General features: G+C 61.7%; 18 protein-coding genes. 10 read left to right on the top strand and 8 right to left on the bottom strand.

Going from position 1 to position 12287, the window contains the following annotated elements:
- The first annotated feature begins 10 nt into the window (after positions 1-10).
- Entirely contained in the window at positions 11-631 is a 621-nt protein-coding gene (locus NKI97_RS27355; RefSeq protein WP_352452269.1) for a DUF4304 domain-containing protein, read from the top strand.
- A 32-nt stretch (positions 632-663) separates the two neighbouring features.
- Here NKI97_RS27355 and NKI97_RS27360 read toward each other — a convergent pair whose 3' ends face one another.
- Positions 664-1101 carry a MarR family winged helix-turn-helix transcriptional regulator gene (locus tag NKI97_RS27360; protein WP_352749510.1) on the bottom strand — a complete coding sequence of 146 codons (438 nt, stop codon included), beginning with the start codon at positions 1099-1101 and terminating at the stop codon, positions 664-666.
- Positions 1102-1254: 153 nt separating this feature from the next.
- Here NKI97_RS27360 and hmgA point away from each other — a divergent pair, with 153 nt between their 5' ends.
- Genes hmgA through NKI97_RS27390 form a run of 6 tightly spaced genes read left to right on the top strand, consistent with a single transcriptional unit; the run spans position 1255 to position 5675 of the window.
- On the top strand, positions 1255-2568 hold the full coding sequence (gene hmgA / locus NKI97_RS27365) for a homogentisate 1,2-dioxygenase (protein WP_352452267.1): 1314 nt from the start codon (positions 1255-1257) through the stop codon (positions 2566-2568).
- Positions 2569-2578: 10 nt separating this feature from the next.
- Complete coding sequence (locus tag NKI97_RS27370) at positions 2579-3442, top strand: MBL fold metallo-hydrolase (protein WP_352747056.1); 864 nt, start codon at positions 2579-2581, stop codon at positions 3440-3442.
- Positions 3439-3780, top strand: coding sequence for a DUF7660 family protein (locus NKI97_RS27375; RefSeq protein WP_352452265.1), 342 nt, complete (start codon positions 3439-3441; stop codon positions 3778-3780). Before NKI97_RS27370 ends, NKI97_RS27375 begins: the two co-directional genes overlap by 4 nt.
- A gap of 17 nt (positions 3781-3797) precedes the next feature.
- Positions 3798-4820, top strand: coding sequence for a fumarylacetoacetate hydrolase family protein (locus NKI97_RS27380; RefSeq protein WP_352452264.1), 1023 nt, complete (start codon positions 3798-3800; stop codon positions 4818-4820).
- On the top strand, positions 4817-5110 hold the full coding sequence (locus NKI97_RS27385) for a hypothetical protein (protein ID WP_352452263.1): 294 nt from the start codon (positions 4817-4819) through the stop codon (positions 5108-5110). The genes NKI97_RS27380 and NKI97_RS27385 overlap by 4 nt, the downstream gene beginning before the upstream one ends.
- A 4-nt stretch (positions 5111-5114) precedes the next feature.
- Positions 5115-5675 carry a DinB family protein gene (locus NKI97_RS27390; RefSeq protein ID WP_352452262.1) on the top strand — a complete coding sequence of 187 codons (561 nt, stop codon included), beginning with the start codon at positions 5115-5117 and terminating at the stop codon, positions 5673-5675.
- Here NKI97_RS27390 and NKI97_RS27395 read toward each other — a convergent pair.
- The 3 genes from NKI97_RS27395 to hppD all read right to left on the bottom strand — a co-directional run bounded on the left by NKI97_RS27395 (position 5654) and on the right by hppD (position 7437).
- Complete coding sequence (locus tag NKI97_RS27395; RefSeq protein WP_023674406.1) at positions 5654-6028, bottom strand: type II toxin-antitoxin system VapC family toxin; 375 nt, start codon at positions 6026-6028, stop codon at positions 5654-5656. The genes NKI97_RS27390 and NKI97_RS27395 overlap by 22 nt on opposite strands.
- Entirely contained in the window at positions 6025-6252 is a 228-nt protein-coding gene (locus tag NKI97_RS27400; protein ID WP_023674407.1) for a type II toxin-antitoxin system Phd/YefM family antitoxin, read from the bottom strand. Before NKI97_RS27400 ends, NKI97_RS27395 begins: the two co-directional genes overlap by 4 nt.
- A 69-nt stretch (positions 6253-6321) precedes the next feature.
- On the bottom strand, positions 6322-7437 hold the full coding sequence (gene hppD / locus NKI97_RS27405; RefSeq protein WP_352452261.1) for a 4-hydroxyphenylpyruvate dioxygenase: 1116 nt from the start codon (positions 7435-7437) through the stop codon (positions 6322-6324).
- 139 nt (positions 7438-7576) lie between these two features.
- Here hppD and NKI97_RS27410 point away from each other — a divergent pair, with 139 nt between their 5' ends.
- Together NKI97_RS27410 and NKI97_RS27415 are read left to right on the top strand one after the other, a co-directional pair.
- Entirely contained in the window at positions 7577-8044 is a 468-nt protein-coding gene (locus tag NKI97_RS27410; protein WP_023674409.1) for an Lrp/AsnC family transcriptional regulator, read from the top strand.
- A gap of 9 nt (positions 8045-8053) precedes the next feature.
- Positions 8054-8380 carry a hypothetical protein gene (locus tag NKI97_RS27415; protein ID WP_352452260.1) on the top strand — a complete coding sequence of 109 codons (327 nt, stop codon included), beginning with the start codon at positions 8054-8056 and terminating at the stop codon, positions 8378-8380.
- Positions 8381-8395: 15 nt separating this feature from the next.
- Here the strand turns inward: NKI97_RS27415 and NKI97_RS27420 are convergent, their stop codons facing one another.
- The 4 genes from NKI97_RS27420 to aztA all read right to left on the bottom strand — a co-directional run bounded on the left by NKI97_RS27420 (position 8396) and on the right by aztA (position 11508).
- Positions 8396-8734 carry a protein tyrosine phosphatase family protein gene (locus tag NKI97_RS27420; protein ID WP_352452259.1) on the bottom strand — a complete coding sequence of 113 codons (339 nt, stop codon included), beginning with the start codon at positions 8732-8734 and terminating at the stop codon, positions 8396-8398.
- A 122-nt stretch (positions 8735-8856) separates the two neighbouring features.
- Positions 8857-9798: a zinc ABC transporter substrate-binding protein AztC gene (gene aztC, locus NKI97_RS27425; protein ID WP_352452258.1), complete on the bottom strand. Its 942-nt coding sequence runs from the start codon at positions 9796-9798 to the stop codon at positions 8857-8859.
- 22 nt (positions 9799-9820) lie between these two features.
- The gene (gene aztB, locus NKI97_RS27430) at positions 9821-10696 is read right to left on the bottom strand and encodes a zinc ABC transporter permease AztB (protein WP_352452315.1); all 876 of its coding nucleotides are present in this window, start codon (positions 10694-10696) and stop codon (positions 9821-9823) included.
- Positions 10696-11508 carry a zinc ABC transporter ATP-binding protein AztA gene (gene aztA, locus NKI97_RS27435; protein ID WP_352452257.1) on the bottom strand — a complete coding sequence of 271 codons (813 nt, stop codon included), beginning with the start codon at positions 11506-11508 and terminating at the stop codon, positions 10696-10698. The genes aztB and aztA overlap by 1 nt, the downstream gene beginning before the upstream one ends.
- A gap of 211 nt (positions 11509-11719) precedes the next feature.
- On the opposite strand from aztA, the gene NKI97_RS27440 reads away from it, so the two are divergent.
- A complete protein-coding gene (locus NKI97_RS27440; protein WP_352452256.1) occupies positions 11720-12064 on the top strand; it encodes a RidA family protein in 345 nt (114 codons plus the stop codon).
- The last annotated feature ends 223 nt before the right edge of the window (positions 12065-12287 follow it).

A 12287-nucleotide genomic window follows, 5' to 3' on the forward strand; every position in this document is an offset into this window, starting at 1 on the left:
AGGGACCGAGATGGCGGATAACGAGCACGGACGTATCATTGCTTCGCAGGCAAGGATCGCATTGCAGCCTGCTGGATTTCGGCGGAAGGGTCAGTCGCGAACCTGGATTGCCGACCGTGGCTTCTGGCTAAGTGTTGTCGAGTTCCAACCCAGCTCTTGGTCGAAAGGCTCTTACCTGAATTTAGCGGTTCACTGGCTTTGGGGTTTGCCGCCATTCACATTGACGTTCGATCGCGTTGAGCGCGTTGGCTCCTTTGTTGAGTTCGAGAGCCCAGAGCAGTTTCTCCCCTTGGTAGGTCAAATGGCCAGGGAGGCAGTCGAAATCGATCAGGTTCACCGATCGATGTTCCCTTCCGTTCAGGCGGCGGCGACGATCCTCGTGAATGAATTGCAGCCCCGTGCATACGGCGAATGGGCAGCTCTCAATGCCGGGGTGGCGGCCGGCTTGGCTGGTGATTTTGAAACAGCGAGGCGGCTGTTTGAAAGCGTTCGAAGACACGCGGCTTCGCAAGCGCAGGTGCTCCTGACTTACATCGATGATCCGGTAGCATTTCGAAGCTATGTCAGAGGCATCATTGAAGCCGAACGCGCCTATTACGGTTTAGGAGCGTCGCCTGCCCAAGCCATCTGATTTCTGCGACGGTCGAAGCTGAGGGAGGATTTTCAACCCAAGGTGAGTTTTGCCTCCAGCGCCGCTACCCCACCGACAATCGCCGCCCGCTCTTCCGCACCAAGCCTCTCCAGCAGCTCCCGCTCGAACTCCTTCGCCAGCGGCACCATCTCGCGATAGGCAGTAACGCCAGCCTTGGTCAGCGTCAGATGCTCGACGCGACGGTCTTTCTCGTCTGGCGTGCGGGTCAGCCAGCGGCGCCGCTCGAGTTCGGCGACCGCGCGCGAAACCTTGGTCTTGTGCATGGCCGATTGCTCGCCGAGCGCCGTCGCCGTCATCGTGCCGTGCTGTCCAAGTCCCGCAAGCGTGCGCCATTCGGGCCGGGTCAGGCCGTGGCGGTCCTTGTATATCCTTGAGAATTCGCGGCTGACGGCATCGGCGAGCCGATAGAGCCGGTAAGGCAGGAAGGATTCCAGTTCGAGGATTTCCATGGTTGGCCCTGACTGGCATGCTGGCGGCTCATGCCGAAATCACCGTTGATGGTTACATTTTCAATGGTTACAAATGAAACCGGTATGGTCAACTCGGAGCATCTTTGCGGATGCGCAAACGATGCTCCAAGACCATGAATTCGGGAGGATTCCATGGCCTATTCCTACATGCCGGGTTTCGGCAACGACTTCGAGACCGAGACTCTGCCGGGCTCGCTGCCGCAAGGGCGAAACTCGCCGCAGCGGCCGGCTTACGGCCTCTATGCCGAGCAGCTTTCGGGCTCTCCATTCACCGCGCCGCGCGGCACCAATGAGCGCTCCTGGCTTTATCGGATAAGGCCAAGCGTCAGGCACACCGGCCGCTTCAAAGCGGCGAATTATCCGCTTTGGAAAAGCGCGCCGAACGTCGGCGACCATCAGCTCGCACTCGGCCAGTATCGCTGGAGCCCCGTGCCGATGCCGAAGGAACCGACCAATTTCATTGCCGGCATGCGCTCGATCACCACCGCCGGCGACGTGCTTAGCCAGACCGGCATGGCGGCACATGTCTATGTCGCCAACCGTTCGATGGCCGACGACCATTTCTTCAACGCCGATGGCGAGTTGCTGGTCGTGCCGCAGGTTGGAGCCTTGCGCTTCGTCACCGAGATGGGCGTCATCGAACTCAGGCCGGGCGAGATCGCCGTGCTGCCGCGCGGTCTGGTGTTCAAGGTCGAACTGGTGGATCCGCAAGTGCGCGGCTATGTCTGCGAGAATTACGGCGCCAAGCTGACGCTGCCGGATCGCGGCCCGATTGGCGCCAACTGCCTGGCCAATCCGCGCGATTTCAAGACGCCCTGTGCCTGGTTCGAGGACAAGGAAACACCGTGCCGGCTGATCGCGAAATGGTGTGGCCAGTTCCATGTCACCGAGATCGATCATTCGCCGCTGGATGTGGTGGCGTGGCACGGCAATTATTCGCCCTACAAATATGATCTTGCGACCTTTTCGCCGGTCGGCGCGATCTTGTTCGATCATCCTGACCCATCGATCTTCACCGTGCTGACCGCGCCGAGCGGCGAGGAAGGCACCGCCAATATCGATTTCGTCATCTTCCCGCCGCGCTGGCTTGTGGCGGAAAACACTTTTCGGCCGCCCTGGTATCACCGCAACATCATGAGCGAGTTCATGGGCCTGATTCATGGTCAGTACGATGCCAAGGAAGAGGGCTTCGTGCCCGGCGGCATCAGCCTGCACAACATGATGCTGGCTCACGGACCAGATGCGTCTGGCTTTGAAAAAGCCTCGCGCGCGGAGCTGAAACCGGTCAAGCTCGACAACACCATGGCCTTCATGTTCGAGACACGCTTTCCGCAAATGGTGACCCGCTATGGCGCCGAGCTCGAAACCCGGCAGGACAATTACATCGACTGCTGGGCCGGCCTGAAGAAGCGCTTCAACGGCACGCCAGAGGGCGACTGGTCTTGAGCGCCGACGCATGACGGATCGTCTGGTGCTTCTGGGCTCGAAGGGTGGCCCGGCGCTGCGGCCGGGCGGCCCGTGGCCGAGTTCGTCGCTGCTGGAGATTGGCGGCCGCACCATCGTCGTCGATTGCGGGCTGGGCGTAACGCGCGGGCTGACCGATGCCGGCATCAGCCTGAAGGCGCTCGACCTGATCTTCATCACGCATTTGCATTCCGACCATGTGCTGGAACTCGGACCGTTGATCCACACCGCCTGGACCGCCGGCCTGGCGGCGCCCGTCACTTTGTTCGGCCCGCCCGGCATCGGCCATTATTGGCAGCGCTTTTGCCAGGCGATGGAATTCGACATCGAGATCCGCATCGCCGACGAAGGCCGGCCGGATATCCGCGACCTGGTTTCGATCGTCGAGTTTGGTGAAGGCCAGGTGGCGGAAGAGCGCGGTCTCAAAATATCGGCGCTGCGCGTCGACCACCCGCCGGTGACGGATTGCTTTGCGCTGCGCTTCGATCATGCGGGGCAAGGCATCGTCTTTTCATCGGATACGGCGTTCTTTCCGCCATTGGCGGATTTCGCCGAGGGCGCCGACGTCCTGGTCCACGAGGCCATGCTGGAAAAGGGTATCGAGCGGCTGGTCGCGAAGACCGGCAACGGCGCAAGGCTGAGGGAACACCTGCTTGCCAGCCACAGCTTTGCCGAGGAAGCGGGCCGCATCGCCTGTGATGCAGGCGTCAAAAGACTGGTCCTCAACCACCTCATTCCCGCCGACGATCCCGAGATCGGCGAGGCCGACTGGATTGCCGCCGTCAGGAAAACATGGGCCGGCGACTTGACGATCGCCCGCGACGGCCTTGTTGTGGGGCTTGGGAGTGAGACGTGACCAACGACAAGCTTTGGGAAGAGGTGCGGAAATCCGAGGAGACATCCTGGGCGCAGCTCTCCTTGTTTCTCGATCGGGTGGAAGACTTGCCGTCTTTCGTCCGGTTCGTCGATGCGTTGAGGAGGGATCGGGAAGACGCCGACCGCAGGGAGATTGCGAAGCCCGGACCATCCGATCCCGGCTGGAATGGGTGGCAAAATGGCTCGATCAGCACCTTTCTCGAATCGGCGGTCGCCTGGTTCGAAGCCCATGGGCAGGGCAATCCGGCGTTTCTAGCGGATGAAAATCCTTGGAAAGCCGCGGCCAGAATTATCTACGCCGGCAAATACTACGAATAAACGCATTGGGAGGACGCATGAAGCTTGCCACATTGAAGGATGGGACGCGCGACGGAAAGCTCGTCGTCGTCTCGCGCGACCTGACGCGGTTTACCGATGCTTCGTTCCTGGTGCGGACGCTGCAGGCCGCGCTCGACGACTGGCATCGCATCGCGCCGCATCTCGCTGCGATGGCCGAATCGCTTGAGAATAATGCGGTGCCGTCTGCCCGCTTTCACGAACATGACGCCCTTTCGCCGCTGCCGCGCGCCTACCAATGGGCCGACGGCTCGGCCTATGTGAACCACGTCGAGCTGGTGCGAAAGGCGCGCGGCGCCGAGATGCCGGCAAGCTTCTGGACCGATCCGCTGATCTACCAGGGCGGCTCGGACTCCTTCCTCGCGCCGCGCGACCCGATCCGCATGGCCGACGAGGCCTTCGGCATCGACATGGAAGGCGAGGTCGCCATCATCACTGACGACGTGCCGATGGGCGCAAGCCTCGATGAGGCGCGGGCGGCGATCCGGCTGGTCATGCTGGTCAACGATGTAACGCTGCGCGGCCTGACCGGACCCGAGCTCGCCAAGGGGTTCGGCTTCTACCAGTCGAAACCGTCATCGGCCTTTTCGCCGGTTGCGGTGACGCCGGACGAGCTGGGCGATGCCTGGGACGGCGGCAAGGTCGCCCTGCCGCTGCTGGTCGATCTCAACGGCAAGCCGTTCGGCCGGGCAAACGCCGGCATCGACATGACCTTCGATTTTCCGGCGTTGATTGTTCATGCCGCAAAAACGCGGCCGCTGGCTGCCGGCACCATTATCGGTTCGGGCACCGTCTCCAACAAGCTCGACGGCGGGCCGGGCAAGCCTGTCTCGGCGGGCGGCGCCGGCTACTCCTGCATCGCCGAGTTGCGCATGATCGAGACCATCGAAACCGGCGAACCGAAAACGCCGTTCCTGCGCTTTGGCGATAGCGTGCGCATCGAGATGAAGGACAGGGGCGGGCATTCGATCTTCGGCGCCATCGAGCAGAAGGTCGAGAAGTACGAGGGGGCAAGAGCATGACGGGCGAGACATTCTATCTGCTGTGCGGTGTCTGGGCCCTTGTCATGCTGGCGATCTTCATCCTGGCGATCCGCCTGAGCTATCGCATCGAGGCGCGCTCGCCCGGCCTGACCAACCGCAGCGGCCTGCCGCGCAAGGCGATGATGTTTCACACCGTCACCAACACGAATGTCGCGCTGGACCAGGAAACGCAAGCCATGCGGCGGCGCATGATCGGGCTGCTGCTGACTGTTTTGGCTGGGTTTGCGCTTCTATGGGCGGGTGTGTCGCTATTCCGGGTCGCGCCGTGAAGTCATGGACCTGCTGAACCATTTTCGGCGCATGGCAGCCAACAATCTCTGGTCGAACGACCGGCTCTATCGTGCCGTGCTGCAGCTTGAGCCCGGCGAATTCGAGGTTGAAAGGATAAGCTTCTTCCCCTCGATCAAGGCAACGCTCAATCACATCCTGGCGGTCGATCACCTCTATCTCGATTTTCTCGAAGAGGGCGGCGTCGGCGCCGCCGCCCATGACGATTTTGTGCCGTTCAATGATGCCAAGGCGCTTTTTGTTGCACAGGCGGAGGCCGACCGGCGGCTGATCGCCTTTTGCGACCGCCTGTCGGCGGACGATCTCGAGCGCCGCGTCGTCACCGACCGGCGCGAGGACGGCATGGTACCGGAACGGATCGGCGACGTGCTCGCCCATCTCTTCATCCACGACATCCATCATCGCGGCCAGGTGCACGCGATGCTGTCCGGCACCTCGGTGAAACCGCCGCAACTCGACGAGTGCTTGCTCGATTACGATGTGAAGTTGAGGAAAGCCGAAGTCGAGCGGCTGGAGCTGGATGATCAGGCCAACGCGACGTCGTAGGCTGAGAAATGTCGATCCGCAGTGACCACCGTCAGACCTTCAATTTGAGCCTGTGCGATGAGCAGACGGTCGAAGGGATCGCGATGATGGAACGGCAGATGCTCAAGCCTCGCTGCGTGTAGTTCATTCACACTGAGGATCGGAATGCCGTTCGATCGCAGGATTTCCACGATGTTGCCTGTGAGCGTGACTTTGCCGAGCGATTTCTTAATGGCGATCTCTGCTACCGAGACGGCGCTGACGACCACATCCTCGCCCGCAAGAAAGATGTCGCGATGGTGATCCGAAAGGCGTGAATCCGCGTTGAGTACCCAAAGCAGAATATGAGTATCCACCAGATATTGGCGGCTCATTTAATGTACTCGTCCCATTCGGGACCGAGTTCATCAAAATCATCCGGTATCCGAATTTGGCCTTTCAGGGCCCCAAAAAGGCCTTTGCTCCCGCCGGCCCGGGTGGGCGCGCTTAAGGTCGCCACCACCTCTCCATGCCGCGTCAGATGGATCTCTTCGCCGGCCTGGGCACGTTTCACCAACTCAGAGAGTTGGGCCTTCGCTTTTGCCATCGGAACATTCATGGTCAGACCTCTTATGACCAGAATTTAGGTCATAATTGATCAAACCACAAGGCACCTCGGCCGAGTTGGCTACGCTGCCTTGCCGTCCACCTTCAGCACGCCGCGCTTGATCTGGTCCTGCTCGATCGATTCGAACAAGGCGCGGAAATTGCCCTCGCCAAAGCCTTCGTCGCCCTTTCTCTGGATGAACTCGAAGAAGATCGGGCCGATCACGGTTTTCGAAAAGATCTGCAGCAGGATCTTGGTCGTGCCGCCGTCGACGACGCCCTCGCCATCGATCAGGATGCCGTGCTTCTTCATACGTTCGATCGGCTCTTCATGGCCGTTCACGCGGGCATAAGACATGTCGTAATAGGTCTCCGGCGGTCCCGGCATGAACTTCAGGCCGTTGGCGGCCAGCCTGTCGGTGGCGCCGTAGATGTCGTCGGTGCCGACGGCGATGTGCTGGATGCCCTCGCCATTATACTTCTTCAGATATTCGGCGATCTGGCTGGTCTCGTCCTTGGACTCGTTCAGCGGGATGCGGATCTTGCCGCAGGGCGAGGTGATGGCGCGGCTGACCAGGCCGGTGATCTTGCCGTCGATGTCGAAGAAATGGATCTGCTTGAAGCCGAACAGGTCTCGGTAGAAATCCCACCATTTGTCCATCTGGCCGCGATAGACATTGTGGGTCAGGTGGTCGAGATAATAGAAGCCGACGCCTTCCGGCCTGGGGTCGCGCTCGCCCAGCCAGTCGAACTCGGCGTCGTAAGCCGAGCCCTTCTCGCCGTAAGTTTCGATGAAATAGAGCAGCGATCCGCCGATACCGACGATCGCCGGCACATCGAGCGTCTTGTCGTTGCCTTCATAGGGCGTCGCGCCCTTGGCCACAGCGTGATCGAAGGCATGCCTTGCATCGATCACCCGCCACGCCATCGAGGCGGCGCAGGGGCCGTGCTTGTCGACGAATTTCATGGCATGCGAGCCCGGTTCGGCATTGACGACATAGTTGATGTCGCCCTGCCGCCAGACGGTGATGTCCTTGCTGCGGTGCTTGGCCACCGGCACATAGCCCATGCGGGTGAACAGTTCGGCGAGCTTTTCCGGCTCGGCATGCGCGAATTCGACGAACTCGAAGCCGTCGGTGCCGGCGGGATTGGTTTTGCTGATCTTGGCGGGCGGTGCGTCGTGCGGGAAGGGACCCATGGCATTGCTCCGAAATCTGGAACTGGCCGCGTCGGCCATCTAAACCCAATTATAGCGCGGAGCGAGTGCAAATTGCTTGCATTCAAACGCTTGAAATGGTCTGATCATGCGCGAGTTGTGCACTGCGGACCCGAAATACATGGATGAGGCGCGCATCGACCAGTTTGACCGCAAGATAATGGCTCTGTTGCAGGGCGATGCACGGCTGACCAACAACGATTTGTCGGAACGGGTGAACCTGTCCGCGTCGCAATGCTCGCGCCGTCGCCAGCGACTGGAGGAGGACGGGTATATCAAGGGCTACCGGGCGGTGCTCGACCGCGACAAGCTCGGCTTTTCCCTGGTCAACGTCATTTCGGTGACGCTCGCCACCCACAACCGCGACAATGCGCGGCGTTTCGGCGAATTGGTGGCGCGGCTGCCGCAAGTGCAGGAAGCGCACGCGCTGACCGGCGAGATGGATTATATATTGAAGGTCGTGACGCCGGACCTGAAGTCGCTGTCGGAATTCGTCAACGGCGTGCTGCTGCCGCACGAATCCGTGCAGCATGTGAAGACGGCGATCGTGCTGGAGACGCTGAAGGAAACCGGCGCGCTGCCGATTTGAGTGTAAATCATGTCGAACTTTCAGATCGCCGGCATCGTGCTGTTTCTAGTGGGGATTGTGCCGTTCACGATTGGTAGTCTGATCCACGCCGCGCATGAACCGAAGGCTTGGGAGTTGCGCATCATCAATCCCTGGCCTTCGTGGCCGTATGGCTGGGTCGAACTCACTCATCCGAAGTCGCGCTGGTGGTGCGGTGTCGGCTTTCCGATTTGTCTCGTGGGCTTCGTCGTAATGTTGGTCGCTACGATTCCGCTCGTCGATCTTGCGCCATATGTCGCTTTGCTTGTCGCTTTCTTCTGGCTGCGGCGGGTCATAGCCAGACGGCGGCATCACTAATCATCGGAACGCCTCTCACCTCTTCGACTGCTTGATCAGCCCATAGAGATTGGTGCAGCGGGCGCCGGAGCGGCAATAGGCGAAGACCGGGCCTTCGAGTTCGTCAAGCGCCTCGGCCTGGTCCTCGACATTTTCGGCCGTGATCTGGCCGCTGACGACAGGGATGTAGCGGAAGGCGAGCCCGGCGCCCTCGACCGCCGCCTTGACGGTGTCGGCCGATGGCTGGCCGGGCTGCTCATCGTCCGGCCGGTTGCAGATCACGCTTTTGAAGCCGGCGGCCTTGATGGTCGCGACATCCTCGGGCTGGATCTGGCCCGAGACCGAATAGTCCTCGCTGATCTGACGGTATTCCATGGCGGTGTCCTCACAATCTGGCTAGCGGCAGTCTTGCCACTCCCGGACCCGGTCGGCAACCGCCATTAGATAGAAATCCGCCCGGGCAATTTCAGCCCGACCGGATGGAGTGACTAGACAGCTCAGCTTCCTAGGATCGCGCCTTTGATCTGGGCGATGTTGTTGTGCATCAGATCGATATAGGTCGCGGCCGGGCCGTCGGGCTGCGACAACGCATCGGAATAGAGCGTGCCGCCCACCTTGATGCCGGTCTCGCTGGCGATCTGCTCGATCAGCCGCGGGTTGGTGATGTTCTCGACGAAGATCGCCGCCGCCTTGTCCTGTTTCACCTGGCTGACCAGCTTGGCGACGTCGGCAGCGGAGGGCTCCGACTCGGTAGACACGCCTTCCGGGGCCAGGAACGTCAAGCCGTAGGCCTGCTCGAAATAGCCGAAGGCGTCATGCGAGGTGATGACGACGCGCTTCTCCTGCGGGATCGACTGGATCGCCGCCTGCACTTCGCCCTCGAGCGCCTCGAGCTTTTGCGTATAGGCGGCTGCATTGGCCTTGTAGCTGTCGCAACCCGCAGCGTCGGCCGTGCAAAAGGCGTCGGCGATGTTCTTCACATAGATCTCGGCATTGGTGATCGACTGGAAGGCATGCGGATCGGTGACCGTCTTGCCGCCGTCGGTTTCCGCGCCTTCGGCGACATCGGCCTCGGCGAATTCGGGTTTGAAATTGATCGGCGTGACCCCCTTGGTCAGCACGGCAATCGAAGCCTTGGTGGCGCTGGCGTCGACCAGGCGCTGCAGAAAACCTTCGAAATGCAGGCCGTTGACCAGCACGATGTCGGCCTTGGCCATCGCCACCGCATCGGCGGGGCTCGGCTCGTAGACGTGGGCGTCGCCGTCCGGCCCGACGATGGTGGTCAGATCGATGCGGTCGCCGCCGACATTTTTGGCGAAATCGGCGATTATCGTGAAGCTGGCGACCACCTTCAAAGGCTCAGCAAAGGCCGAAGATGCGCCAAAGGCGGTTAATGTTATAACGCTCACGGCCAAAGCGGCGCGGATCGAATTCAGCATGGACAGTTTCTCCTTGTTGGGATCAGGCAGTTCTGTGGCGGTGATGGACGATGCGGGCGCGCAGGATGCCGCGCGTGCCGAACAGGATCGAGGCGAAATAGACGACGCCGGCGGACAGGATGATGGCCGGGCCGGAAGGCAATGACGCATGGTAGGACAACAGCAGCCCGGCAATGCAGGAGGCAAAGCCGATTACTGTGGCCAGCACGCACATCGGCTCGACGCGCGAGGTCCAGAAGCGGGCCGCCGCTGCCGGCAGCATCATCAGCCCGACCGACAGCAAGGTGCCGAGCGCCTGGAAGCCGCCGACGAGGTTGAGCACGACGAGGCCGAGAAAGATGAAATGCACCGGGCTGCCCATCCGGCTGACCGAGCGCAGGAACAAAGGGTCGAGGCATTCGGCGACCAGCGCCCGCCAGAAGATGACGAGGCTGACCAGCGTCACCACGACGATGCCGCCGATCAGCGTCAGCGCCTCGTTGTTGAGCGCCAATACGGTGCCGAACAGCACATGCATGAGATCGACGCTGGAGCCGCGGATCGAAACCATGAGCACGCCGATGGCCAGCGAAATCAGATAGAAGGCCGCCATAGAGGCGTCCTCGCGCTGAATGGTGAAGCGCGAGACGGCGCCGGCGCCGAGCGCCACGATGATGCCGGCGATCAGTCCGCCGATGGTCATCGGCAGGATCTCCAGGCCATAGAACAGGAAGCCGGCGGCAGCACCCGGCAGGATGGCATGCGCCATGGCATCGCCGGACAGGCTCATGCGCCGCAGCATCAGGAACACGCCGACAGGGCAGGCGCCGAGCGACAGCATCATCGAACCGGCAAGCGCCCGCTGCATGAAGGCGTAGTCGGCGAAAGGAGCGACGAAAAGACCGTAAAGCACGTCCATCATGCCGCCCTCGGCCCGGAGCCGTGATGATGGTCGTGATCATGGCTGTGCTCGTGGCCACCGTGCTGGTGATCATGCTCGCCGGGCTCACACCACGGCGCGTTGTCTTCCCAGGCTTCGTGGAAGCGGCGCGCGCGCAACAGATTCTCCGGCTGCAGCGTCTCCCTGGTCTCGCCCCAGGCGATCGGCTGGCGCGCCAGGAGCAGTGTTTCGGGGAAATTCTGCCGCACCAGATCGAGATCGTGGACCACAACCATGATGGTGCGTTCCTCGCCGTGCCAGCGCTTGATCAGCGCGATCAGGTCGCCGACCGTCTTGCTGTCGACCGCGTTAAACGGCTCATCGAGCAGGATGAGCTCGGCATCCTGCAACAGCACGCGGGCAAACAGCGTGCGCTGCAGCTGGCCGCCCGACAACGTGTCGATCGGCCGCTTCTCGAAGCCGCCGAGGCCGACGGCCATCAGCGCCTTGCTGACAGAGTCGCGATCTTCCCTCGTATAACGGCCGAGCATGCCGCGCCGCGGCCACAGGCCAAACGAAACCAGGTCGACGACCCGGGCCGGAAAGGAGCGGTCGAGCTCCGATTGCTGCGGCAGATAGGCGGCGCGCACGCCGGGCGCCCGGATCACCGCGCCGGCCATCGGCTTCAGAACGCCGACGATGCCCTTCATCAGCGTCGATTTGCCGGAGCCGTTGGCGCCGACGACCGCCGTCAGCGATCCCTTGCGGATCGTACCATTGAGGTGGTGGACCGCAGGATGGCTATTGTAGCCCAGCGTCAGGTCGCGGAAGGTCAGGCAGGTTTGGCTCATGTGACGATCCATGGGGCGATGATCGGTGCTGCAGGGGCGGATTCGATATGTGATGTTATTACATTAGTCAACAAGCCAATCGGGCGGAATTGCGGCCGGGCCGTCTTGTTGTGTGCTTTGGCTTGGCTCAAGAAGTTCCGCTCGAGCGGCCTTGCCCCCGGCGAACCCGGCCCCTAAACAGGCGCACCGACAAGAGGAGAAGGAATATCCAATGAGCATTCGTCGTATCGATGTAGGCCCGCGCATGAGCCAGATCGTCATCCACGGCAACACCGTCTATCTGGCCGGTCAGGTCGGCAAGCCGGGCGGAAACGTCGGTGCCCAGACCAGGGACATTCTGGCGGCGATCGACGAATTGCTGGCCAAGGCCGGCACCGACAAAACCAAGATCCTGCAGGCGATCATCTGGCTGGCCGACATGAGCACCTTTGCCGAGATGAACGCGGAGTGGGACAGATGGGTACCGCAGGGCAACACGCCGGCCCGCGCCACCGGCGAAGCGAAACTTGCCGGACCGGAATATCTGGTCGAGATTATTATTACCGCGGCGATTTGAGAATGCGGCTCTTTACCCTCCCCCTCGAGGGGAGGGTCGGCGAGTAGTCGAAGCGAAGCGGAGACTGCGAGACGGGGTGGGGTCGGCGAGGTCGCACCGGCCCCCCCCCCCCGACAAAAATAACCGCCAGAGGGGCAAATATACCCGCCCCCACCCACCACCGGCAGGGGGTTGGCCCGGGACCGGCGGTAAACACCCCCCCCGCGGGGGGGGTGGGGGCCAA

This window comes from Mesorhizobium sp. M0296 (genome assembly GCF_040321675.1).
Taxonomy (GTDB): domain Bacteria; phylum Pseudomonadota; class Alphaproteobacteria; order Rhizobiales; family Rhizobiaceae; genus Mesorhizobium.